Annotated in this window: 34 protein-coding genes; 12 read left to right on the top strand and 22 right to left on the bottom strand. The window is 67.9% G+C overall.

Going from position 1 to position 18,642, the window contains the following annotated elements:
• Positions 1 to 408 precede the first annotated feature (408 nt).
• The 6 genes from LQK89_RS17290 (at position 409) to LQK89_RS17315 (ending at position 2,853) form a co-directional block, all read left to right on the top strand.
• Positions 409 to 879 carry a hypothetical protein gene (locus tag LQK89_RS17290; protein WP_231050940.1) on the top strand — a complete coding sequence of 157 codons (471 nt, stop codon included), beginning with the start codon at positions 409 to 411 and terminating at the stop codon, positions 877 to 879.
• A 79-nt stretch (positions 880 to 958) separates the two neighbouring features.
• Positions 959 to 1,441, top strand: coding sequence for a hypothetical protein (locus LQK89_RS17295; protein ID WP_231050941.1), 483 nt, complete (start codon positions 959 to 961; stop codon positions 1,439 to 1,441).
• 62 nt (positions 1,442 to 1,503) lie between these two features.
• The gene (locus LQK89_RS17300) at positions 1,504 to 1,710 is read left to right on the top strand and encodes a hypothetical protein (protein ID WP_231050942.1); all 207 of its coding nucleotides are present in this window, start codon (positions 1,504 to 1,506) and stop codon (positions 1,708 to 1,710) included.
• Positions 1,711 to 1,787: 77 nt separating this feature from the next.
• Entirely contained in the window at positions 1,788 to 2,036 is a 249-nt protein-coding gene (locus tag LQK89_RS17305; protein ID WP_231050943.1) for a hypothetical protein, read from the top strand.
• The gene (locus LQK89_RS17310) at positions 2,033 to 2,431 is read left to right on the top strand and encodes a hypothetical protein (protein ID WP_231050944.1); all 399 of its coding nucleotides are present in this window, start codon (positions 2,033 to 2,035) and stop codon (positions 2,429 to 2,431) included. Before LQK89_RS17305 ends, LQK89_RS17310 begins: the two co-directional genes overlap by 4 nt.
• A complete protein-coding gene (locus tag LQK89_RS17315; RefSeq protein WP_231050945.1) occupies positions 2,428 to 2,853 on the top strand; it encodes a hypothetical protein in 426 nt (141 codons plus the stop codon). The genes LQK89_RS17310 and LQK89_RS17315 overlap by 4 nt, the downstream gene beginning before the upstream one ends.
• A 299-nt stretch (positions 2,854 to 3,152) precedes the next feature.
• On the opposite strand, the gene LQK89_RS17320 is transcribed toward LQK89_RS17315, so the two are convergent.
• The gene (locus tag LQK89_RS17320) at positions 3,153 to 4,877 is read right to left on the bottom strand and encodes a hypothetical protein (RefSeq protein WP_231050946.1); all 1,725 of its coding nucleotides are present in this window, start codon (positions 4,875 to 4,877) and stop codon (positions 3,153 to 3,155) included.
• A 108-nt stretch (positions 4,878 to 4,985) separates the two neighbouring features.
• On the opposite strand from LQK89_RS17320, the gene LQK89_RS17325 reads away from it, so the two are divergent.
• Both LQK89_RS17325 and LQK89_RS17330 read left to right on the top strand, forming a co-directional pair.
• Positions 4,986 to 5,327, top strand: a complete 342-nt coding sequence (locus LQK89_RS17325; protein ID WP_231050947.1) for a histone-like nucleoid-structuring protein Lsr2 — start codon at positions 4,986 to 4,988, stop codon at positions 5,325 to 5,327.
• Between the two features lie 10 nt (positions 5,328 to 5,337).
• Positions 5,338 to 5,817, top strand: coding sequence for a hypothetical protein (locus LQK89_RS17330; RefSeq protein WP_231050948.1), 480 nt, complete (start codon positions 5,338 to 5,340; stop codon positions 5,815 to 5,817).
• 86 nt (positions 5,818 to 5,903) lie between these two features.
• On the opposite strand, the gene LQK89_RS17335 is transcribed toward LQK89_RS17330, so the two are convergent.
• The 6 genes from LQK89_RS17335 to LQK89_RS17360 form a co-directional block, all read right to left on the bottom strand.
• On the bottom strand, positions 5,904 to 6,224 hold the full coding sequence (locus tag LQK89_RS17335; protein WP_231050949.1) for a hypothetical protein: 321 nt from the start codon (positions 6,222 to 6,224) through the stop codon (positions 5,904 to 5,906).
• Between the two features lie 54 nt (positions 6,225 to 6,278).
• Positions 6,279 to 6,461 carry a hypothetical protein gene (locus LQK89_RS17340; RefSeq protein WP_231050950.1) on the bottom strand — a complete coding sequence of 61 codons (183 nt, stop codon included), beginning with the start codon at positions 6,459 to 6,461 and terminating at the stop codon, positions 6,279 to 6,281.
• Positions 6,462 to 6,470: 9 nt separating this feature from the next.
• Positions 6,471 to 7,365, bottom strand: a protein-coding gene (locus tag LQK89_RS17345) for an IS5 family transposase (protein WP_179559560.1) whose coding sequence is annotated in 2 segments (ribosomal slippage) — positions 6,471 to 7,013 and positions 7,015 to 7,365 — 894 coding nt in all. Because the reading frame shifts where the segments join, the coding sequence is not laid out codon by codon here.
• A 26-nt stretch (positions 7,366 to 7,391) separates the two neighbouring features.
• Complete coding sequence (locus LQK89_RS17350; RefSeq protein ID WP_179559142.1) at positions 7,392 to 8,327, bottom strand: aminoglycoside phosphotransferase family protein; 936 nt, start codon at positions 8,325 to 8,327, stop codon at positions 7,392 to 7,394.
• An 81-nt stretch (positions 8,328 to 8,408) separates the two neighbouring features.
• Positions 8,409 to 8,858 carry a hypothetical protein gene (locus LQK89_RS17355; protein ID WP_231050951.1) on the bottom strand — a complete coding sequence of 150 codons (450 nt, stop codon included), beginning with the start codon at positions 8,856 to 8,858 and terminating at the stop codon, positions 8,409 to 8,411.
• Positions 8,855 to 9,802 carry a hypothetical protein gene (locus LQK89_RS17360; RefSeq protein WP_231050952.1) on the bottom strand — a complete coding sequence of 316 codons (948 nt, stop codon included), beginning with the start codon at positions 9,800 to 9,802 and terminating at the stop codon, positions 8,855 to 8,857. The genes LQK89_RS17355 and LQK89_RS17360 overlap by 4 nt, the downstream gene beginning before the upstream one ends.
• 205 nt (positions 9,803 to 10,007) lie before the next feature.
• Between LQK89_RS17360 and LQK89_RS17365 the strand changes: the two genes are divergently transcribed.
• Positions 10,008 to 10,928, top strand: coding sequence for a transcriptional regulator (locus LQK89_RS17365; RefSeq protein ID WP_231050953.1), 921 nt, complete (start codon positions 10,008 to 10,010; stop codon positions 10,926 to 10,928).
• Here the strand turns inward: LQK89_RS17365 and LQK89_RS17370 are convergent.
• Complete coding sequence (locus tag LQK89_RS17370) at positions 10,917 to 11,156, bottom strand: hypothetical protein (protein WP_231050954.1); 240 nt, start codon at positions 11,154 to 11,156, stop codon at positions 10,917 to 10,919. The two genes, LQK89_RS17365 and LQK89_RS17370, sit on opposite strands and share 12 nt — an antisense overlap.
• A 14-nt stretch (positions 11,157 to 11,170) precedes the next feature.
• Positions 11,171 to 11,629: a hypothetical protein gene (locus LQK89_RS17375; RefSeq protein ID WP_231050955.1), complete on the bottom strand. Its 459-nt coding sequence runs from the start codon at positions 11,627 to 11,629 to the stop codon at positions 11,171 to 11,173.
• 175 nt (positions 11,630 to 11,804) lie between these two features.
• Here LQK89_RS17375 and LQK89_RS17380 point away from each other — a divergent pair, with 175 nt between their 5' ends.
• Positions 11,805 to 13,019: a competence protein CoiA gene (locus LQK89_RS17380; protein ID WP_231050956.1), complete on the top strand. Its 1,215-nt coding sequence runs from the start codon at positions 11,805 to 11,807 to the stop codon at positions 13,017 to 13,019.
• Here the strand turns inward: LQK89_RS17380 and LQK89_RS17385 are convergent.
• The 12 genes from LQK89_RS17385 to LQK89_RS17440 are packed head-to-tail and all read right to left on the bottom strand — an operon-like array spanning position 12,977 to position 17,498.
• The gene (locus LQK89_RS17385; protein ID WP_231050957.1) at positions 12,977 to 13,192 is read right to left on the bottom strand and encodes a hypothetical protein; all 216 of its coding nucleotides are present in this window, start codon (positions 13,190 to 13,192) and stop codon (positions 12,977 to 12,979) included. The two genes, LQK89_RS17380 and LQK89_RS17385, sit on opposite strands and share 43 nt — an antisense overlap.
• 19 nt (positions 13,193 to 13,211) lie before the next feature.
• Positions 13,212 to 13,448 carry a hypothetical protein gene (locus tag LQK89_RS17390; protein ID WP_231050958.1) on the bottom strand — a complete coding sequence of 79 codons (237 nt, stop codon included), beginning with the start codon at positions 13,446 to 13,448 and terminating at the stop codon, positions 13,212 to 13,214.
• Complete coding sequence (nrdH, locus tag LQK89_RS17395; protein ID WP_231050959.1) at positions 13,445 to 13,669, bottom strand: glutaredoxin-like protein NrdH; 225 nt, start codon at positions 13,667 to 13,669, stop codon at positions 13,445 to 13,447. The genes LQK89_RS17390 and nrdH overlap by 4 nt, the downstream gene beginning before the upstream one ends.
• Positions 13,670 to 13,685: 16 nt before the next feature.
• A complete protein-coding gene (locus LQK89_RS17400) occupies positions 13,686 to 13,901 on the bottom strand; it encodes a hypothetical protein (protein ID WP_231050960.1) in 216 nt (71 codons plus the stop codon).
• Positions 13,898 to 14,086 (bottom strand): hypothetical protein, encoded by a 189-nt coding sequence (locus LQK89_RS17405; protein WP_231050961.1) that lies wholly within the window; start codon positions 14,084 to 14,086, stop codon positions 13,898 to 13,900. Before LQK89_RS17405 ends, LQK89_RS17400 begins: the two co-directional genes overlap by 4 nt.
• Complete coding sequence (locus LQK89_RS17410; RefSeq protein ID WP_231050962.1) at positions 14,083 to 14,511, bottom strand: hypothetical protein; 429 nt, start codon at positions 14,509 to 14,511, stop codon at positions 14,083 to 14,085. Before LQK89_RS17410 ends, LQK89_RS17405 begins: the two co-directional genes overlap by 4 nt.
• Positions 14,508 to 15,035 (bottom strand): hypothetical protein, encoded by a 528-nt coding sequence (locus tag LQK89_RS17415; protein WP_231050963.1) that lies wholly within the window; start codon positions 15,033 to 15,035, stop codon positions 14,508 to 14,510. Before LQK89_RS17415 ends, LQK89_RS17410 begins: the two co-directional genes overlap by 4 nt.
• An 11-nt stretch (positions 15,036 to 15,046) precedes the next feature.
• On the bottom strand, positions 15,047 to 15,802 hold the full coding sequence (locus LQK89_RS17420) for an HNH endonuclease family protein (RefSeq protein ID WP_231050964.1): 756 nt from the start codon (positions 15,800 to 15,802) through the stop codon (positions 15,047 to 15,049).
• On the bottom strand, positions 15,799 to 16,230 hold the full coding sequence (locus tag LQK89_RS17425) for a hypothetical protein (RefSeq protein WP_231050965.1): 432 nt from the start codon (positions 16,228 to 16,230) through the stop codon (positions 15,799 to 15,801). The genes LQK89_RS17420 and LQK89_RS17425 overlap by 4 nt, the downstream gene beginning before the upstream one ends.
• On the bottom strand, positions 16,227 to 16,685 hold the full coding sequence (locus tag LQK89_RS17430) for a hypothetical protein (protein ID WP_231050966.1): 459 nt from the start codon (positions 16,683 to 16,685) through the stop codon (positions 16,227 to 16,229). Before LQK89_RS17430 ends, LQK89_RS17425 begins: the two co-directional genes overlap by 4 nt.
• Entirely contained in the window at positions 16,682 to 17,062 is a 381-nt protein-coding gene (locus tag LQK89_RS17435; RefSeq protein WP_231050967.1) for a hypothetical protein, read from the bottom strand. The genes LQK89_RS17430 and LQK89_RS17435 overlap by 4 nt, the downstream gene beginning before the upstream one ends.
• A 19-nt stretch (positions 17,063 to 17,081) precedes the next feature.
• A complete protein-coding gene (locus LQK89_RS17440) occupies positions 17,082 to 17,498 on the bottom strand; it encodes a hypothetical protein (RefSeq protein ID WP_231050968.1) in 417 nt (138 codons plus the stop codon).
• Positions 17,499 to 17,605: 107 nt separating this feature from the next.
• Here LQK89_RS17440 and LQK89_RS17445 point away from each other — a divergent pair, with 107 nt between their 5' ends.
• Positions 17,606 to 17,842 carry a hypothetical protein gene (locus LQK89_RS17445; protein WP_231050969.1) on the top strand — a complete coding sequence of 79 codons (237 nt, stop codon included), beginning with the start codon at positions 17,606 to 17,608 and terminating at the stop codon, positions 17,840 to 17,842.
• Positions 17,843 to 17,870: 28 nt separating this feature from the next.
• On the opposite strand, the gene LQK89_RS17450 is transcribed toward LQK89_RS17445, so the two are convergent.
• Positions 17,871 to 18,029, bottom strand: coding sequence for a hypothetical protein (locus LQK89_RS17450; protein WP_231050970.1), 159 nt, complete (start codon positions 18,027 to 18,029; stop codon positions 17,871 to 17,873).
• Positions 18,030 to 18,246: 217 nt separating this feature from the next.
• Here LQK89_RS17450 and LQK89_RS17455 point away from each other — a divergent pair, with 217 nt between their 5' ends.
• Complete coding sequence (locus tag LQK89_RS17455; RefSeq protein WP_231050971.1) at positions 18,247 to 18,426, top strand: hypothetical protein; 180 nt, start codon at positions 18,247 to 18,249, stop codon at positions 18,424 to 18,426.
• Positions 18,427 to 18,642: the final 216 nt, after the last annotated feature.

Consider the following 18,642-nt stretch of genomic DNA (forward strand, 5'->3'; position numbering starts at 1 on the left):
CCACACGCGCCCCGGAGACGGCTGAGCCAGCCCCGCCCCTCCCCCGATGCCACCCGCCGACCCAACCCCGCACCCGGCCACACAGCACCCCCCGACACGACCGACGGACGGGCCGCGCCAGCACCCCACCCCACCACCTCACCCAACCCACGACAAGTCCCCATTTAGTGGAACTTCCAAACTTACAGACTCTGTAACTCTCGTACTCCGACAGTCACAGACTCCGGCACTCCCGCACTCACAGACACCCAGACTCCCGAACACCCGAAGTCGAAGACGAGGGGAGCGCGCGCGGTGGACGACCAGGGATGCCAACCCCTACGACCGACCGGACGCAACCCCGATGTCAGAGGCCAGCCGTACATTCGTACATGTCAGATTGAACCTGAAAGGGGCAACACAATGGGAATGGATGTCTACGGGAAGAACCCGGAGAACGAGACGGGGCGCTACTTCCGCGCCAGCGTGTGGGGGTGGCACCCGCTCGCTGAGTACCTGGTGGAGGTCGCTCCCAATCTCATGGGCAAGGTGACCTACCTCCACAGCAACGACGGCGACGGCCTCGGCCCCGAGGACTCAGTAGCGCTCGCAACCGCCCTCCAGCAGGCACTCACGAGCGGCCACACCGCTGCCTACGTGCAGGCGCGGGACGAGGCAATCGCAGCACTCCCGCGCCTGACTTGCCGGTTCTGCGAGGGTACGGGCACGCGCTCCGATGAGGTCGGCGTGCGGCTCGGCTTCACGGCCCGGAACTGGTGCAACGGCTGCGACGGCAAGGGCGACACGGAGTCGTGGGAAGCCTCGTACTCGCTCGACGCGAGCCGCGTGCGAGAGTTCGCGGCCTTCGTCCGGCAATCGGGAGGATTCGAAATCTGGTGACTGATGACGGGCGACCACACGAATGTCGGTGGTCACCCGTACATTCATACATGTCAGATCGAACCAGAAAGGAACAACGATGACCCTCATCGACAACAACACCAGTGCCGCTCAGATCGCCTCCCCCGCCGACGCGTGGACCCCGACTCGGGCGGCTGCCCGGTTTGCGGCCGACGCCGCTCGGATCGCGGAGCTCGAATCGGCGCTCACGGCCGCACAGCAGCGGGCCGTGACCGCTGAGACCGACCAGATCACCGAGGGGTCGGACCCCCGCCTGCACGACTTCTGGGTCCGGGCGGGCGAGACCGCCTACTCGGAGGGGTTCTGCGAGGAGTACGACCGGATCGCCGAGGCGATGGGCGGCGTCGGCCGGGAGCGTGAGTGGGACGTGGAGATGGAGGTCACGTTGACCTTCACCTACACGCACACCGCCACCTGCCGCGACGAAGACGACGCCTATGAGATCGCCCGCGACTCGCTCAGCGAGAGCGACATGCGAGAGGCGCTCTCCTGGGCCTCGCTCGACTGGACCACCGAGCACGTGAGCACCGACCGGTCCTAGCCGACACCGGGAGGGGACGGCCACCAGTCACCCCCTCCCCCTAGGCCCTGGGAGGCCCTCAGATGCGACACCAGATCGACACCATCCGAACAGTCGTCACCAAGCGCGATGACGCCACAGAGGCCCGCACAGCGGCGCTGACCGACCGTGACAACCAACTCCGAGCCGCGTCGGACATGGGGTGGGCGCTCGCGCACACCGCCGTGCTCGACGGCACCGACTACGCGACGTTCGTCGACACGCTCACCTTCACCCCGCCCGCGGAGTGACCAACCCGGGAGGGACGGCCAAGCGCCGCCCCTCCCGCCCCCCAACATCACCGACACGAATCGGGAGACAGACACCCATGACCACCACCGACCGGCCCACCTGGGCCGTGTTCGACATCACCGAGACCGCCATCTACCAGGGCGTCGTCCAGATCGACCCCGCCCGCTGGGAAGCCCTCTACGGCGAGCGCCTCGACCCCGGCACGCTGACCGTCGACCAGGTGCGCCAGTACGTGGACGACGCCAATGCAACGGTCCACGAGCGGTACGGGAACATCGACGGGCAAGCCTGGTCGAACCTGACCACCACGGCGGTCGAGCAGTGAGCGCCGCCGCGACCGAGGCCGCCTCGGCAATGGTCCTGGAGTGGGACAGCACGCAAGTGCTGTGCTCGCTCAACATGTCCGAGGGGTTCACCCTCGCTGCCCTGTTCGACGCGCTCGGGCGAGCAGACATCGCCGCGCACGTCATCCGCGAGGTGTGGGAGGGCGAGAGCGACGGCGACCGGGACCCGCTGCCGTGGGCGCACCGCACCGACGGCTCCCGGCTGCCGTTCCGAGGCCGCCACGCGCCCACTCCGGACTACCTGTTCAGCCCGCGCCAGGACTGGACCGACGGCACCTGGTACTGCGACCTCTGCGACGCCCCAGCGTGCGCCGAGGACGTGCCCTGCACCCGGTGCGGGATCGGCAACACGACCACGGAAGGGGCGCACGCATGAGCGACACCATCGAGCTTGTCCCGACAGCGCTCATCGGCGGGGAGTCGTCCTTACTGGCCCCGGTGCTCCGGCTCATCGACGAGCACCCGGACCTGGCGCTCGCGATCCGATCCGCCATCGACCAGCGCATCCGCGAAGCCGACTGCCCACCGCTGGTCCCAGTGCAGATCACCGACGACGGCGAGACCTACGCGGGCATCCGGTGCCCCTGGTGCGGCACCGACGTGGAGAACAGCGAAAGCCTCGGGGTGCTCGACACCAGCGACCGGACCACGATCGTTGCGGCCGACGAGTTCGACCACGACCACCGCACGGTCAGCCCCGTCTACGACGAGCGCTCGGACTACGACGGCCTCTGCTACGTGCACGAGGGATGCGGCAACCCGGTGGCCCTCCCGACCGGATGGACGGAGCGCGGATGACCCGATGACCCGCCGAGTTGGGCGGCCCGATCCGCCCAACTCGGACACCCAACCAGGTTGACTATCGCGCGAAAATCGCGTACATTAGTACATGTAAGGAGGTAGCGACCACAGACCACAGGGACCGACAACCACATACCGCTCAGGGGTGACTCAACCACCACCCCCAAGTCGGGATACCCTCCGAGTCCGTCGCTACTAGGGGCGCTCGCCGCATCCTGCCGTAGAATCAGTCCACAGGACGCCCGGCCAAGGTTCGATCTGACAGTTGTTCCTTTCAGGCCGGGCGTTCCGTGCGTCTACGGCTTCTGCCCCTCTGCGTAGACGTCGATAGCCTCCGGGATGCCCGTGATCCCCCAGGGGTCCGGCGGCTCGTACATGCTGTGGTCGTCATCCGGCAGCTCGTCCCCGCAGAACAGCCGGAACGGTGTTCCGTCGTTGATCCGCATCGTGAGCTTCTCGACCGATCCTTCCCGCCGCTTGGAGTCGATCACTGCGTTCGAGTGGGCGAGTGAGAGCAGCGGTACGGGCACGGGCCTGCCTTCGACGTCGAGATAGCCGAGATGAGCCGGGTCACCCGGGACGTAGATCGCCGCCCCGTTGTCGAAGTAGTCGCCAACTCCCTCGCCTGACGCTCGCTGGAAGTTCACCTCCATCGTGCGGGTGGGAGCGGCAGGACGCTTGCCCTCGAGCAGCATGCGGACCACGCGCGCCCAGATGCGACCTGTCGAAGTCGGCAAGCGTTTGGGTACCGGGATCTTCATGTCGGCAAGTCGTTCGATGACAGCGAGGTCATCGACGTACTCGGTGACGTTGATCGGGAGCTCCGGGACGGAGGGGTCGGTGATGGCGGCAGTGATCTCCTGTCCGGCGATGACGAGCGTCATGTCAGCGGCGTCCTTGATCGCGTTGGTGAAGCGAAGCGCCCGGGCGACCTCTCTTGCTGAGACGCCGGCGACGGAGAAGGTCTGCTCCGTCTTGCCGGTCTCCCCTTCCTTGTCCACGAACCAGGCCTGGTGAAGCCCGCCGTCAAGGTCGAGCTCGACGACTCCGCCCATGACGCCAGCACCCTGGCTGACGGTGTCGCCGTCGAGGCGGGCGATCTCGTTGCCGTCGGCATCGTGCAGCACTACGTGGGCAGGAACCGACTCGTGCTCTCGCGCCTCAGGGACTACCACGACTTCGGACGGCCCCAACTCGCCTGCGAACCATTCCTCGGGTCCGTGCTTGACGATCGACTTGACCACGCTCTCGGGCAGCGTCACGCGGCGGTTCCTGCCGTACCCAACCACGTCCCGCCACTGACGCTCGACGTCTTTGTCGGTTTGCCCGAAGGCGGTGTTGATCGTCAAGCCGAGAGGTTCCTTCTCAGCTGCATCGTCACGCTTGGCGACGATTTCGGTGACGGGGTGGCCGTCGAAGACTCCGATCTGACGCCCCCAGTACGGGCTGAACTTGTTGGATCGGTTGAGAAGGTCGCTGAAGGCGTGTTGGAACTGCTCGTCGGTCTTCGGCAGAAGATCAGGGCGCCCCACAAGGGCCAAAGCCCTGTCGCGTTCGCTGCGGACGGCCCACTCGTTGATGTCGGGGTTCTTCGCCATCATCTGGTCGAGCTCGACCGTTCCCACCGTGTGGGTGCGGGGGATCTTCTTCGACTTGAGCCCGGTAACGAACTTCCGCTCTCGAATCGTCCCCTTCGACGGCATCACCAACGACCAATCCGGTGGCTCGTGCTGCTCCGCCGTCTTGAATGAGCTCCTGATCTGCTTGATTCGGCTCCCGCGCGTTGTCGGAAATCCCTCCGGGAAGTACTTCACCTGGAAGATGTGAACCAACGCGCCTGTCTCCCGATGACGGACCTCGATGTCGATTCCGTCATCGCCGCCGCGGCCATCGACTGCCTTCGCGTCGAATCCGAGCCTCTGGTAGTGCGTCGTGATGAGGAGGTCGACGAGCCTGTTGAACTCATCCTCGTCAAGCCGCCCCCACTCCACGCGCTCAACGCGTTTGAAATCGCTGCTCATCGAGATCCTCTCCACGACAAGCCTACGAACCGGTCCCGACAGCCGCGGCTACGCGCGAGAAGGCATCAGGTGTGGGATGCTGCCGACGAACCTCGGTATTGGAGCAGCATGGCCCAGAAGATCACCACCACCCTTGTCGACGACCTCACCGGCGAGGCGATCGAAGATGGCTCGGGAAAGACTGTTCAGTTCGGCTTCGACGGGTCCACGTACGAGATCGACTTGACGGATGAGAATGCCGACAAGCTCCGTGAGGCGTACGCGGACTATGTTGCCGCGGCTCGGAAGACCAGTGGTCGATCGACTCGCACCCGGACGAGCTCCTCCGGACGCACGGACCCTGACGAGCTGGCGAAGATCCGCGAATGGGCAGCCGCGAACGGTCACGAGGTCGCGGCGCGCGGGCGCATCAGCCAGGCCGTGCGCGACGCCTACGCCGCGGCTCAGTGAACGCCTCCCGGTGACGCTCGAGCCTCCGCAGAAACGCCGCACGACGCAGCACATCGGTGCTGCCGGCGAGCTGCTGGTGCAGTACCAGCTGCTCAAGCTCGGCATCGACAGCGCGCGTCTGACGACGGACGCGGGGATCGATCTGGTCGTCTACGCGCCGGCAACGGGTGCGGCGACCACGATGCAGGTCAAGACCGTGGAGCGCAGCACGCCCGCCGGCGGACGGGGCCGGCTAGCGATCGGGTGGAACTTCCCGCACGACACCCCTGCTCAGCTCCTCGCCTTCACGTCTCTGGAGGCGGACGGGGTGTGGCTGTTCACCACTGCGGAGGCCCGGCAGGTCGCGCAGCAGCACACCGCTGGCGGGGTTCGCCGGCTCTACTGGTACACCGATCAGTCGACCCCGCAGCGGGAAGGCGTCCCCATGCTGCAGAGCGACATGGAGCGGTACCTGCTGCGCGAGCGCGCTCCGAGACTGTTCCCCAGCTAGGCCGGCCGTCGCACGATCAAGTCTTGGCCTTCGCAGACGCCCAACGCCATATCGTGACGGACCTTAGAGCGGGCGGGTGGAGCGCCTTACTCAGCTTGCTCGCGGGCGAGCTGTTCGAGCAGCGCTCGCGCGTCAAGCATCGAGAGCAACTCATCCTCCGGCGATCGGGCTCCGAGAAGCTCGCGGATACGTGCCTTCCGCTCGATCTCGTCAACTGCATCAGGGAGGGGCTGCGGGAGTGCAGCTACCTCTCCCGCTGCAGCTAGGAGCAGATCGGGGTCTGAGCCGAGCTGCGCCCAGACAGCGAGTACCTGCTCGCGGCGCTTCTCGGGGTCGGGCCAGGTGTCGCAGACGCTCACCGCGGCCGACGCCAAGAGGACTGGCAGTGAGGTGTCTCCGTCGTTCACGAGGTGAGCCTAGCTACTGGTCCGCCAGCCCGGACTGGGCTGCATCCCCGTGTGTTAGCGCCGGCCCTGTTGCACTGCCGAGATTGCGTCTGCCTCGGCCCAGAGCGCCGCGACGCGTTCAGGAACGGGCTCGGCGCTGCGGAGCTCGCGGTCGTACTGACGCACGAGCTCACGGCGTCGTTCTGCGAGCTCGTCGACTGTCAGCCACTGCAGCGCGTCTCGGTCTGCGTCGTTCATGGCGTACGACTAGGGCGTGTCTGACAAAGCGCGGGTCCATGCAATGACGGCGTTGAGGACGACGGCGGCGCGGTAGATGACGGCGTGCTTGTCGAAGCGGGTCGCGAGGCCGCGCCATTGCTTGGTGTGGCAGTAGTGGCGTTCGATCACGTTGCGGTTCCTGTAGTCGGCGGCATCGAGCCCGACCGGGCGGCCGCCGTGGGAACCGCGCCGTTTGCGATGCCCTTTCTGATCGTCGGGTTCAGGTATCACGGCCTTGATGCTGCGGGCGCGCAGGTGCCCGCGGATCGCTCGGGACGAGTACGCCTTGTCGCCGCGGATGGCGTCGGGTCTGGTCCGCGGCCTGCCGATGTCGCGGGCGACGCGCAGCTGCGCCATGAGCGGCAAGAACATCGGCGAGTCACCGGCCTGCCCGGGCGTGATCAGGGTGACAAGCGGGAGCCCGTTGCCGTCGACGAGCTGGTGGATCTTCGTCGAAAGCCCGCCGCGGGAGCGGCCGATCCCGTGATCAGGCGGCTCGATCAGCGGATTCGTGTAATTCGACTCAGCCCCCCGTGGTGCGAGTCGTGTTGGTCGCGTGCTGGTGCGCGCGGGCGATGGTCGAGTCCACCGAGAGCGACCAGTCGATCAACCCCGCAGCGTCGGCGGCAGCGGTCAGCTTGGCGAGGACCTTGTCCCATGTGCCGTCGGTCGCCATCCGGTGATGCCATGTCCACACCGTCTGCCACGGCCCGAACACCTCCGGGAGATCCCGCCATGCAATCCCGCACCGATAGCGGTACACGATCGCCTCGACCATCAGCCTCGCGTTCGAGAACCTCCTACCGGGCCGGCCCGTTGTACGCGGCAGCATCCCCTCGATCAGTGACCACTGGGCATCCGACAGCATCTGAAACCGCGACATGTGTCGAGTGTCCCAGCGCCGCACGCTCAACCTTTGCCGAACGCACCGAAGGAGGCGAGAGCGTCGTCCACCGTTTTCGCGGACGTGCTGATGGCGGTATGCCCGTCCTCGATATCCCACAGCGTGTTCTGCAGCAGGCGAGCAACCGTCCACCCCGCTGCACGACCACGGTCGAGGTCGAGCATCTCGGTGAGGATATCGAAGCGTCGTCGCACGATGCGTGGCGCGTCAGTGACGGTGTCATTGGTGCTCCACCCGCTGTCCAGGGCAGGCCAAAGATCGAACCCAGGATCGCCGACGAGAGGCTCCGGATCGATTGCTAGCCAGGGTTCACGGTCGGCTGCGAGGACATTGCCATAGTGCAAATCCCAGTGCAGCAGGTGATTCCCGGGCTCGGCTTCGAGCTCGGTGACTCTGCGCATCCATCGATGAAGCCGAGACCGGTCCTCGCCCTCAAGTGTGTGCATCGCTGCGGGCGCGTCGTCCAGCATCCCAGAGAGGATCGTTCCGACACGGGGAAGCCCGTTGGGGGCAGGCGTGCTGTGCAAGCGCGCCAGGAGCGAGCCGACCACACGAACAGCGCTGTCGTCGTCTTCGACGGCTTCGAGGGTGCGATCACCATGGAGGCGCTCGAGCAGCATTCCGCCGCGGTCGGGGTCGCTGTCTAGGAGGCGGACTATCCCACGGCCGTCCCATCGGACGAGGCCGAGGATCGCAGCCGTTGTTTCAGCGCGCGGCACTTGCAACTTCAGCGCTGCCTGCGTCCCGTCGGTGCGACGCACCGGCACGACGATCCCCGCCTCCCCCGATCGGACCACACCTTCCGGTCGAAGCTCCCAATCTTGAAGAAAGTCGCCAGCGACCGACGACAACACACTTGCCCATTCGCGGGTCGCGTCGTTGCCGGTCTCGAAAGCATTGAGAACCCCAGCTGGAACGACGAACTGTTGATCCCCGCCCATACTCAACAGTTCACCACAGCGAGCGACCGCTTACCCCAACAGCCACCATGGCCCATGAGCAGGCCCTTTGTCAGACACGCCCTAGGCCGGGCGGCGAACGACGAGGTTGCGGCCGAAGCAGTCTTCGCAGTCGCACATCGGCCACCCGAACCGCTCCCAGAACGGCATCGACTGTGGGGTTGGGCCGCTGTAGATCTCACGGTCCGGGTACTCCGCGGCGAGCGCTTGGACGAGTTCGGTGCCGATGTGCTCTCCGGTGCGCTGGAGGTCGCGGCGTACCTCGAAGTTCCAGATGAGCAGTGCTGGGCCGGCGTGCTCGGGGGTGTGGCTTGTGAATCGGAGGACGAGCAGCGCTCGGGCGATCTCTTCTCCGTCTCGGCGGTAGGAGCGCCACTGGTAGTCGGGTGGGGTGAAGTTGCCGTGTTCCCCCCACCACTCGGCGTTGAACCGGTCGTCGGCGGCGTAGTCGGGTCGGCGGCGGCCGTGGTGCATGACCATCGCCGGCTGCTCCCACGTGATCGGTCCGGTCATGGCGTCGAGTCTTCCAGGCACGTGTGCGCAGGGCCGATTGCGGTGTCGATGTCGTCTTCGTGCTGCGGGGTGCGCCAGTGGGTTCGCTCCCAGCCGCCGTCGGGGCTCCAGTGCAGGGCTCCGCGACCGGAGAGGGTGCTGGCGAGCCATAGGTGTGTGATCGGTTCTGGGAGGACGGGGTCGGGCAGCGGGGCCGGCTGGGGCCGCTGGTCCTCTGGACCGAGCAGCAGGTCCCAGAACTCCTCGTCGATCTCCGGGCCGATGGGCTTCGGGAGGGGTGGTGCGTCCTTGTGCCAGTTGAGGGCGTTGCTGACGGCCCACGTGCTGCCGAGCGTGGCCCAGATGAGTGCGTGGCGTTCGCGTCCGCCGTGGCGCTGCAGCTTCTCGGCGACGTCGGCCTCACGGTCGAGGACGCGCGAGGTCCAGGCGGTGACCGTGATCGGGTCCTGCCAGCTGTTCCAGCCCTTGGTGCCGAAGCCGATCAGTCCGGGCCGGTCGGGGTATGCGGCGAGGTAGGCGACGCCGAGCTCCGCGAGCTCGTCGAGTCGTTGCACGTGGTCGGGGCCGGCGGCCCAGGTGTCCGCGGGAACGACTCCCTCGACGAACTCGGCGGGCGGGAGCTCCTGCAGGATCTCGGGGACCCGCTGGCGGATGCGCTTGAGCCGGCTGCCGTGGTGCAGCGAGACGTACCAGCCCGGGGATGCGGGGTCGATGGCGATCAGCTCACCCTGACGCTCGAATGCGTCGGAGAGTCGAGCGTAGGCAACGTCGTGGTCGCTGACCACCTCGAGGGGCGCGTACGTGCCGTCGGGGAGGTAGATCAACCCGTCAGGCTGGCCGGGCGCCGTGCCATCGTCGCTGCGCTCGACGAGGGTGTCCAGGTGGCATGCGACGATCGCGCGCGCCATCCGCTCGAGCGGACGTTCCTCGGGTGGGTTGCTCATGCGTCAAGCATCCGCCGGCGCGGTGTCCTGCGGCTCATCCTCGCCGTCGTGAGTCGGTAGCTCGGGTTCAGTGAGCCCCTCGGCGACCCAGTCAATCGCTGCTGTCCAGGTCGGATCGCCGGGCGTCATTCTGCGGATGGTGCCCGGGGAGCTCCGTGCTTCGGCTCAGGGGCGTGGTGTCGCCTCTGCTGGGTACTGTCCTGGCATGGCTGAACACTCCCCCGATGATCTCCGCCGGCTCGACGTGCTCGGCCGGATCATCGCCGCTGCTGGCGAGCGGAGCACGAACCCGCAGGCGCTCCCGCAGGATCTCCTCGGCTCGGAATCAGACCACGCGTCGGCGCGGGATCTGCGCGAGCGTGTCCGGGAGTTGGAGGGAGCCGGCTACGTGACGGTCGATTGGCGGTTCAGTGGCGGGTGGAGCGCTCGGCCGACGGCGCAGGGGAAGGACGCGTGGTCGGCGTTGGAGACCGCTAGGGGCAACGTGCGGGCACGTCGGCAGCGGATGCGCGACGAGTACCTCGTGTGGGTTGTCGACCAGGACGACGCCGGCGGCTCACCCACCTCGGATGACTTCCTGAGGTCCGGGGCGAACTACCTCGGGATGCCATACACGCAGGAGGATCTCGAGCAGACCGGCAAGTGGCTGCACGAGGGGCGCTTCATCAAGGGGCCGATGGCGGATCAGCGGCCGGACCCGCTGCGGCCGGAGCCGATGGCGAAGGGCCGGTGGATCGTCGAGCAGGGGAAGTCCGTGAACGAGCCGACGCACGATGAGTCCCCCGGATCGGCGACCTACACGAACCACTTCCACGCGCCGGCGAACGTGGCTCAGAACAGCCAGCACGTGCAGCAGACCATCAACATCGGGTGGCAGGACCAGGCGCGCGAGCTCGTCGACGAGATCTCTGGCCGGCTGCAGCACGTCGAGGACGAGCAGGCGCGCGCGGAGCTCGCGACCACGGTGGAGGAGCTACGCGCGGAAGTCGACGGGCAGGCCCGCCCCGGCGCGGTGCGCGGGATCGTGACGAAGCTCGGTCTCGCGATCGGCACGGCGATGGCCGGCGAACTCGGCTCCGAACTGACGCAGCACGCATTCCAGCTGCTCCTGCAGCTACCCGCCTAGGCGGAACTCGAACGGCTGATCGGCGGACACCGCGGCGGCGTAGTCGTCGAGAGCTTCGGCCGAGAGCTGGATGCCCGACGGCAACGCATCGCCGACGTCGGCACGGACGACATGAACGGGGAGCCCGGTGTGCGTCTCCCGGAAGCTGCGGTCAGCGTCCTCGAGCTGCAGGGCAATCTGCTCCATGAGCTTGCGGAGCTCCCGCTGGTTCACCTGAACGCGCGCCATGTGGAGTTCCTCGCTCAGACGAGCTCGAGCGTGCCCGTGAGCTCGTCCATCGACACCCGGAACACGCGCGCGATCGTCTCCAGCTCCGCCGGCTTCCACCGCGTCTGACCACGCAAGCGGTACCGGAGCGCCGGCACCTCAAGACCCAGAAGACCCGCCAACGCCCGTACGTCGCCCACTGGCGCGTCGGGAGCGTCCATGAGCCCTCTGATGCGGTCGCCAGCCGTTCGGCCCGTAGAGACCCGTTCAGAGGCGTCCTGGACGCGTGGCGGGTGGCCGGCGCGTCCACGAGCGCGTTCCCGCTTCTGTCGGCGGTACTCGTCGACGTGCTCCGCGAGGAACAGCGGCGAGCGCTCGGTCTCCGGGTTCACGCGGGTGGGGAAGTCGGCGTCGCGGACGGCGTAGGCCCACACGGTCTCGATCGAGACGTTGAGGGCCTTCGCGATGTCGGCGTAGTTGAGCAACTTCGTCATGGTCGGGCTCCTCTCTCGCTAGGACGAATGTACCCGGGTGGGGCTCGGTGGCGGGTGTGGTGTGCGTGTCGCGCGGGCTTTCCGGCTCGAAGGTGGTGGCGGGGGTGCTGCTGGACGATGACGGTGGGGTGCAGCAGGATCGCGTGCGTGGGCGTCGGCCCGAGGAGGAGCTGCTGTGCCGCTGGTTGCCCTGTGGGGTGGGGAACGTATCGAGTCGTGGGGGCTCGGTGACGAGGCGTGGGCGCAGGTGCGGTCGACGTACCGGGATCGCGGTCTGGTGATGTCGTGCGGGGAACCCGGCGTCCCAGTGGAGCGTGCCGGTACCCGGTACTTCCGGCACAAGGCAGTCAGCTGCGAGCTGCACGAGGGCGGGTCGGAGTCGCGCGAGCACTTGGCGGCGAAAGCTCTGGTCGCGGAGGTGGCCCGCGAGCACGGCTGGGAGGCGATCGTCGAAGCGCCGGCGCCGGACCGTTCGTGGATCGCTGACGTGCTCGTGTCCAAGCCGGGGGTGCCTTCTGTCGCCATTGAGGTGCAGTGGGCCAGTCAAACGCCGGAGGACTTCGCTCGGCGGACGGCTCGGTACGAAGCCGCCGGCGTGGAGTGCGTGTGGCTGGTTGGGCCGAAGAACCGCGACCGGGGCCTGTGGAACATGCGTGGGACGGCGGACGCGCTGCAGATGGACATGCCTGTCGGGCTAGCGCAGGGGCGCGAGTTCGTCTCGATGCGCACTGCGCTGACCCGGTGGTTTCGCAGCGAGATCCGGCTCCGGTACGAGGCGGTGGTCGAGGCGGTCGAGATCGTCACGGTGATGTCGAAGTGCCACAACGAGCGCTGCGGTGCGTGGTTCTCGTTCTGGTGGCTCGGCGGTGTGCAGTTGCAGACCCGATGCGGCCAGGTGGGGACAGTGTCGTTCGGTTCGCGGTACCCGACCTGGGTGCAGGACCGGCCCGAGTCGGTCTTCCAGGCAGAGGTACGGAAGGCGTTCGCGGCGAGTTCACTGCCGCCCGCGACGGAGTACCGGGCGGCGCACAGCAAGACGACGAACACCGACTACACCGCGCAGCACTGCCCGCGCTGCCGGTGGCACCTGGGCGATGGGTTCATCGTCGCGAAGTACCGCAACTGGTCGTCCTATGCCGTCCCGGTGCCGCTGACGCGGCTACCGCTCGATCCGAGGGTGACCGCGGTCGAACACCTCTGCGTCGACGTCGGGAACGGACGATGCTCGCCGCCGTCAGTCCAGGGGACGGCGTACCCGGCGGAACGGAACGAGTCCGGAGACGTCGTCTGGTTCAACACGTTCGGCACGGCCTCGGGGCCGATCTACGCTGATCGGCTCCCCCAGGGTCAGCGTGGGTCGTCGAGATCCTTCTCGAGGTCGTCGACGTAGATCTCGCTGTCGTCGTCGGTGAAGACGTGGGTGTGGCGCACCTGGTAGCCGCGGCTGGACCAGCTGTTGAGATCCTCGAGGCGTTGGGCGAGCTTCCGGGTGCGGGAGTAGTCGGTCTTCGGGGTGTTGTCGTGCGGGACGACGGTCTGGATGGATTCGTAGCGCTTGGTCACAGCGGCACTCCTTCGGTGCTCACGCGGCGCAGACGTGCCACTGGTTACGGGGGAAGTCGCGCAGCTCGCCGTCGATCTCGAGGGTGATGGTGTCGCGGTTGCGGCGTCGGTACCGGCCGCGGACGAGGTCGTGGGACCAGCCGTCCTCTGCATGCCACCAGCGCACGAGCTCGACCGGCTTGCCGCGCTTGAGGGTGACCGGCTCGAACTCGACGATCGGCTCCACCTCGGGTCGGGCCTCGGCGATGGTGCTCATGCGCTGAGGGCGGCGATCTTGTCGGGGCGGAAGCCGGACCAGTGGTCGTCGTCGGTGACGACGACGGGGGCCTGCAGGTAGCCGAGACTCTTGACCTGCTCGAGCGCGCTCTCGTCAGCGGAGACGTCGTGGGTCTCGTACTGGATGCCCTTGTTGTCGAGCGCCCGGTAGGTCGCGGTGCACTGGACGCAGGACGGCTTGGAGTAGACGGTGACGGTCATGGGTGGGTCCTTCCGGTCAGGCCGCTGCGAGCGCCTCGAGGCGGCGGCGCCAGCTGGCGATGGTCATGTCGAGCACGGCGGCGTGTGCGAGGCCGGTCTCGGTGGCGGTGTTGGTGGTTTCGCGGTCGTGTTCGTAGTTGCTGATCGTGCGGGTCAGGTAGGCACGGGCTCGCTCCCGTTCCGCGGGGGTTATTGGTGTGGTGCGTGACTGGGCGGGGGCGTGCGTGGTCACTGGAGGACTCCTTCCTCGGTGAGGGTGAACAGGGGCGGTTCGACGTCGGCCGGCTTCCCGGTTTCGAGGTCGAACCAACCGAAGCTGCAGCAGGTGCTGCAGGCGACGGCTGCGGGTTCGTCGGCTGCGAGTTCGGCGTCGAGGTAGCCGGCGCCGGCGCAGGAGGGGCAGCGGACGTACCTCACCGGGCCACCCCCGCGGTGTGCAGGGCGCGGGCGCGCATGACTCCGACGCGGGTGCCGTGCTGCTCACGCCAGGCCGCCCACGAGTCGTCGCTGAGGATGTGCGCTTCCCACTCGAGCGAGTCCGGCTTGGGCTGCACGGTCGCGTGCTCGCCGGTGCGCGCCTTGTGGTCAGGACAGAAGTACAGTCCGCAGCCGTCGCGTTCCTGCCAGACCTCATCAGCGTCGGGCTCGTCGTCGAAACGGGTGTAGGAGATCTCCTCGCCGTCGAGCATCAGGACGTAGTCGCCGTGGTCCTCGCACTTGTAGGCCAGCCCCCGGTCGATGCGCGTGCTGCAGCCGTCCCAGTCGCACTCGGCGTGGACGGCGTACCCAGCCCACCGCCAGTCGTGGTCGGGGTCTTCGTAGACCTGGAAGCCCATGCTCATGCACCCCCGGCGGCGGTGTCGGCGGCGGGGAGGCGGAACACGCGGGCCGTGTTTCTGAGGGTGCTGCTGACGCGGTAGCCGGCGGCGTCGTCTGTGGCGATCGCGAGGACGTGGACCGCTGCTGCGCGGCCGATCTGCACGAGCTCGTCGAGTCGCTCGAGGAGGAGCCGCCGTTCGGGTTCGGCGAGGGCCGGCGGGGTGCTCAGCAGCGAGTCGAGGTCGATGACGACGTACAGCCGGCGGGCCTGCACGGAGGTGAGTGCGGTCGAGTAGCGGCGGGCGACCTCGCCGAGCGTTGTCTCGAGCAGCTCGTCCCATGTGGAGGGGTCGGCAGCGATGGTAATCCGTGGGCCGGTGAGGCGGGCGGGGAGGTCTGCGAGGACGACGAGGTCGCTTCCGACGGCGTTGGAGAAGCTCCAGAGCGCGACTGCGCTGCCGGCGGTGGGGCCGAGGATGAGGGCGTGGCCGTCGCGCTCGGGGATGAAGTCTCCGAGGTCTGCGGGGTTGGCGGGGGTCCGCGTCATGGCTGCTCCGTTCACTTGCAGGTGCCGAGGGTGCGGTCGATGGCGGTCCGGTCGGCCGAGTCGAGGGTGAGGTCGTAGCGGTGCACGACGTACGTGAAGCGGGCCACGTAGGTGCAGGAGTAGGACGCGGTCGGCAGCCACGTGGCGGGGCCTTGGTCGGACTTGGACTCGTTGCTGGGGCCGTCGACGGCGGTGAGGTTGCTGAGGTCGGTGGCGAGCTGCTCACGGTGCTGCTGCGTCCACGTCGACGCGCCGTGTTGCCAGGCCCAGGACAGCGGCACCATGTGGTCGATCTGCACCGCGGTACTCGTCGTTGCGCCTCGGGTGAAGGAGATCTCCTGACCGGTGTAGGGGTCGTGGAGGGTGCCGGCGAGGACGACGCAGTCGTGGGTGCCGGGTTTGTAGGTGACCGCGGTGAGGTCGCGGGCGAGCACGTCGTTGCGCTGGTCGCAGCCGTTGTGATCGGTGTCTGCCCAGGCCGGGCCGAAGGCGTCGCGGTCGTAGGTGGGCGTGGACGCTGCGGTGGCGGCGGGGATCTTGGCGAGCAGTGTTCGGACGGCGGCGGTGTTGATGGTGGTGCCGTCGACGAGGCCGGCGTGCTGTAGCTGGTTGGTGATGCCGGGTGCGCCGTCGACGGCAAGGCTGCCGGCGGGATGGGTGCCGCCGGCAGGGTGAACGGCGCCGGTGACGAGCTGGGCGACGATGACGAGGGCGGCCGAGACGGTGCCGACAATGAGGCCGGTCCGGAGGCTCTGTCGCCGGCTCACGCGTGCGCTCCCGCGCGTTCGGCTGCGGCCCAGGCGGCGACGTCGCTCCACTGCGGTCGGCGGGCCGGCGAGTGGATCTCGGAGTTGTGCAGCGCTGCCGCGCGCTCGGCGGCTTCGTAGGTGGTGGCGTCGTCACGGCACGGGTTCCACTGGCACGTGGTGCAGCGTGCGACCCACAGGCTGTCGATGGGCACCACGGTTCCGATCGGGGTGGTGTCGACGAGCTGGCCGTACTCGAGGACGTTGTCGTCGGCGAACTCTGCCGGCGTGCGGTCGGCCGTGTCCGGGTACCGGTTCGCGGGGGCGTCCTCGAGGACGGTGGCGTAGGCCTCGGCGAACTGGTCGGCGAGGGTGTTGTCGGCGCCGTGGCTGATGGCCCAGAAGATCGCGCGGCGGTAGTGGGAGACGAAGTTGCTCATGGTGTTCACGCGGTCCTCTGCTGCTTGGAGGGGCGCCCGGTGACGTTCCTGGGGAGACCGAGCTTGGTTTTGCGGATGCGGAAGGCGGTGTGGTCGCTGCAGCCGAGTTCGCTGGCGATCTCGGGGTCGTTGAGCCCGGCGCCGTGGAGCCGGCGCACCTCGTCGTCGTCGACCGTGCGGAGTGCGACAACGGGTGTCGGGGCTTCCGCTGCGGCGGGCTCGTCGTCCTGGGCCGCAGGAGCCGGGATCTGGATCGGTGCCGGGCGCACCGGGGCGGGGGTTGGGGCGTCGATGGCTGCGGCGCCGGCGACGTTGAGGATGTGCACGGCGGTGGCGCGCAGGAGCGCGGCGATCGTGGTGCCGTTCGCGGTCGCGTAGGCGTCGAGCGCCATCCAGTGGGTACGCGGGAGATCGGTGTGGACGGGGATATCGAAGCCGAAGTCCACGTCGTCGGGGCGGTTCATGCGATGGCCTCCTGTCGGTTCCGGGGGTGCCGGTGGGTCTTGCTGCGGTGAGCGCTGTCGAGCTGCTCGAAGTGGGTGGTGGCGTCCTCGAGGGACAGGCCGAAGATCTTGGCGATCTGCTCCGGCGTGTAGCCGGAGAGGCGGTAGGCGAGCATCTGCATCGAGTCGCCACCGGTGAGGGTGTCGAGGGTGCGGTGCACGACGGGTGCGAGCGGCGGCCGGCGGCGCGTGTGGATCGCCTTGTCGACGAGGCCCTCGACCAGGTCGCTCGGCGTCGCCGGCTCGGGACGCATGCGCCCCAGCACGGTCAGCTGCACGAGCGTCGCGGCGGGCACGTGGATCACGAGCGGCACCAGGTCGGTGGGTTCGATCTGCATGGTGGCTCCCTTCGTGCCTCTACCTGTTAGAGGTGCCGTGGGTGGCCCGGACCGGGACAAATCCGTCGGGTGCCGGCTCGGTGAGGGCGTCGGGGTCGAAGCGGAGCACCCACACGACGCGGATGAGCTCGTGCATCGAGAGCGAGTGCCCCTGGGTGAGCAGGATCGCCGCGACGCACTCCGCGGTCGCGGGAGCGTCGGGGGCGGTGGCGCGAACGCGGCGGGCCCACTCGATCGGGCCGGCCATCGGGATGACGAAGTCCGGATGCGCCGAGGTGGTGCGGGTCTGCCCGTCGCGGTAACGGATCTCCAGCCGCGGCCACAGGTCGGCCGGCGTGACGGAGACGACGACGCCGCTGTAGTCGAGCACGGAGGCACCGCGGTGGTCCATGTACATGCCGGCGACTCGTTGGCCGGGCTTGAACGCTGTCCTCATGTCAACCACGTTAGGTAACCGGGTTGTGCTTGTCAACTGGGTTGGGTAACTCAGTTGGGCTTGGCGTGTCACCAGGTTGGGTAACGCGGTGCACCTAGAGTGCTGGCATGACTTCCCAGGACGATGCCCGCGCCCAGCTGCAGCAGGTCGCTGACGACATCGAGCGGCTTCGGCACGAGCTCGACGACGCGATCGCTCGCCGGTACGACGTCGTCGAATCTGCTCGAGCGGCTGGTATCACGTGGCGGGAAGCGGCCACCACCCTCAAGATGACTGAGACCGGGCTGATGAAGACGCAGACCGCGACGCGGGAGCGGCTCCGCGCCGAGGGCAACGCGAGCTAAGGCCCACCGCGGCCACGCCGGTGGTAGCTCACGACGACTCCTCGGTCCCGCCGTCATCCTGCCGGCGCTCCGCTCGCACCAGGACACGGAAGAGCACCAGTGCGCGAGCTCCGATGGGGCCGGGGATGAAGATCCAGATGATGCCGGCGCCGAGGGTGGCGGCGAAGTAGAGCTCTACAGCGGACATGGTGACTCCTGGGGTTCCGTGGACGTCGACCGGATCGGGCGACTCGACGAGACATGCGGCGGAAACCGGTGCCTCATCAGGAGTAGGTGACATCGCGGGCAGGGATCGGACATCGCGGTTCCGATCGCCCCTCGCACTCGGGGTAGTGGGATCTCGCGATGCTCGTCAAGATCGTTCGGGCGCATCGAGTTGTGGCGGTGCGGAAACGATGGGGGTCGTGTTGCCGCTTCACCGGGCTGCGGAAGAGATGCGCGATCTGTACGCGAACGAGATCGCGCGCGCCGTGCACGCCGGCGAGGAACCGTCGGCGATGCAACTGGAGTCGTGGGCGAAGTACGACCGCGCGCTGCGCGAGGGCGACCCGAGCGCTGCGTTCTCCGCCCGTACCGATCAGTAGTCCGGCGATCTACCGTTCACGTCCGGCTCGAGTCACCGAGCCGCGCCAGACCCAGACTCGGTAGCGAGATCCGTCGCGGCGGGTCACCTCGACCTGCACAGCACGGTCGGTGAAGGCGACCACCACGGCGCGCTCTTGGACGCGGATCTCGACGAACCGCAACCACACGTCGACGGCGTCCCCGTCGACGACGGTGACAACTGGCGATGGACCGAT

The organism is Curtobacterium sp. C1, from assembly GCF_021049325.1.
Classification (GTDB): Bacteria; Actinomycetota; Actinomycetes; order Actinomycetales; family Microbacteriaceae; genus Curtobacterium; species Curtobacterium citreum.

Bases quoted from the DNA above. Each gene is read 5' to 3' on its own strand.
- LQK89_RS17290 (WP_231050940.1), top strand. From the start codon at position 409: ATGGATGTCTACGGGAAGAACCCGGAGAACGAGACGGGGCGCTACTTC.
- LQK89_RS17295 (WP_231050941.1), top strand. From the start codon at position 959: ATGACCCTCATCGACAACAACACCAGTGCCGCTCAGATCGCCTCCCCC.
- LQK89_RS17300 (WP_231050942.1), top strand. From the start codon at position 1,504: ATGCGACACCAGATCGACACCATCCGAACAGTCGTCACCAAGCGCGAT.
- LQK89_RS17305 (WP_231050943.1), top strand. From the start codon at position 1,788: ATGACCACCACCGACCGGCCCACCTGGGCCGTGTTCGACATCACCGAG.
- LQK89_RS17315 (WP_231050945.1), top strand. From the start codon at position 2,428: ATGAGCGACACCATCGAGCTTGTCCCGACAGCGCTCATCGGCGGGGAG.
- LQK89_RS17320 (WP_231050946.1), bottom strand. From the start codon at position 4,877: ATGAGCAGCGATTTCAAACGCGTTGAGCGCGTGGAGTGGGGGCGGCTT.
- LQK89_RS17325 (WP_231050947.1), top strand. From the start codon at position 4,986: ATGGCCCAGAAGATCACCACCACCCTTGTCGACGACCTCACCGGCGAG.
- LQK89_RS17340 (WP_231050950.1), bottom strand. From the start codon at position 6,461: ATGAACGACGCAGACCGAGACGCGCTGCAGTGGCTGACAGTCGACGAG.
- LQK89_RS17350 (WP_179559142.1), bottom strand. From the start codon at position 8,327: ATGGGCGGGGATCAACAGTTCGTCGTTCCAGCTGGGGTTCTCAATGCT.
- LQK89_RS17355 (WP_231050951.1), bottom strand. From the start codon at position 8,858: ATGACCGGACCGATCACGTGGGAGCAGCCGGCGATGGTCATGCACCAC.
- LQK89_RS17360 (WP_231050952.1), bottom strand. From the start codon at position 9,802: ATGAGCAACCCACCCGAGGAACGTCCGCTCGAGCGGATGGCGCGCGCG.
- LQK89_RS17365 (WP_231050953.1), top strand. From the start codon at position 10,008: ATGGCTGAACACTCCCCCGATGATCTCCGCCGGCTCGACGTGCTCGGC.
- LQK89_RS17370 (WP_231050954.1), bottom strand. From the start codon at position 11,156: ATGGCGCGCGTTCAGGTGAACCAGCGGGAGCTCCGCAAGCTCATGGAG.
- LQK89_RS17375 (WP_231050955.1), bottom strand. From the start codon at position 11,629: ATGACGAAGTTGCTCAACTACGCCGACATCGCGAAGGCCCTCAACGTC.
- LQK89_RS17390 (WP_231050958.1), bottom strand. From the start codon at position 13,448: ATGAGCACCATCGCCGAGGCCCGACCCGAGGTGGAGCCGATCGTCGAG.
- nrdH (WP_231050959.1), bottom strand. From the start codon at position 13,669: ATGACCGTCACCGTCTACTCCAAGCCGTCCTGCGTCCAGTGCACCGCG.
- LQK89_RS17410 (WP_231050962.1), bottom strand. From the start codon at position 14,511: ATGAGCATGGGCTTCCAGGTCTACGAAGACCCCGACCACGACTGGCGG.
- LQK89_RS17415 (WP_231050963.1), bottom strand. From the start codon at position 15,035: ATGACGCGGACCCCCGCCAACCCCGCAGACCTCGGAGACTTCATCCCC.
- LQK89_RS17430 (WP_231050966.1), bottom strand. From the start codon at position 16,685: ATGAACCGCCCCGACGACGTGGACTTCGGCTTCGATATCCCCGTCCAC.
- LQK89_RS17435 (WP_231050967.1), bottom strand. From the start codon at position 17,062: ATGCAGATCGAACCCACCGACCTGGTGCCGCTCGTGATCCACGTGCCC.
- LQK89_RS17440 (WP_231050968.1), bottom strand. From the start codon at position 17,498: ATGAGGACAGCGTTCAAGCCCGGCCAACGAGTCGCCGGCATGTACATG.
- LQK89_RS17445 (WP_231050969.1), top strand. From the start codon at position 17,606: ATGACTTCCCAGGACGATGCCCGCGCCCAGCTGCAGCAGGTCGCTGAC.
- LQK89_RS17450 (WP_231050970.1), bottom strand. From the start codon at position 18,029: ATGTCCGCTGTAGAGCTCTACTTCGCCGCCACCCTCGGCGCCGGCATC.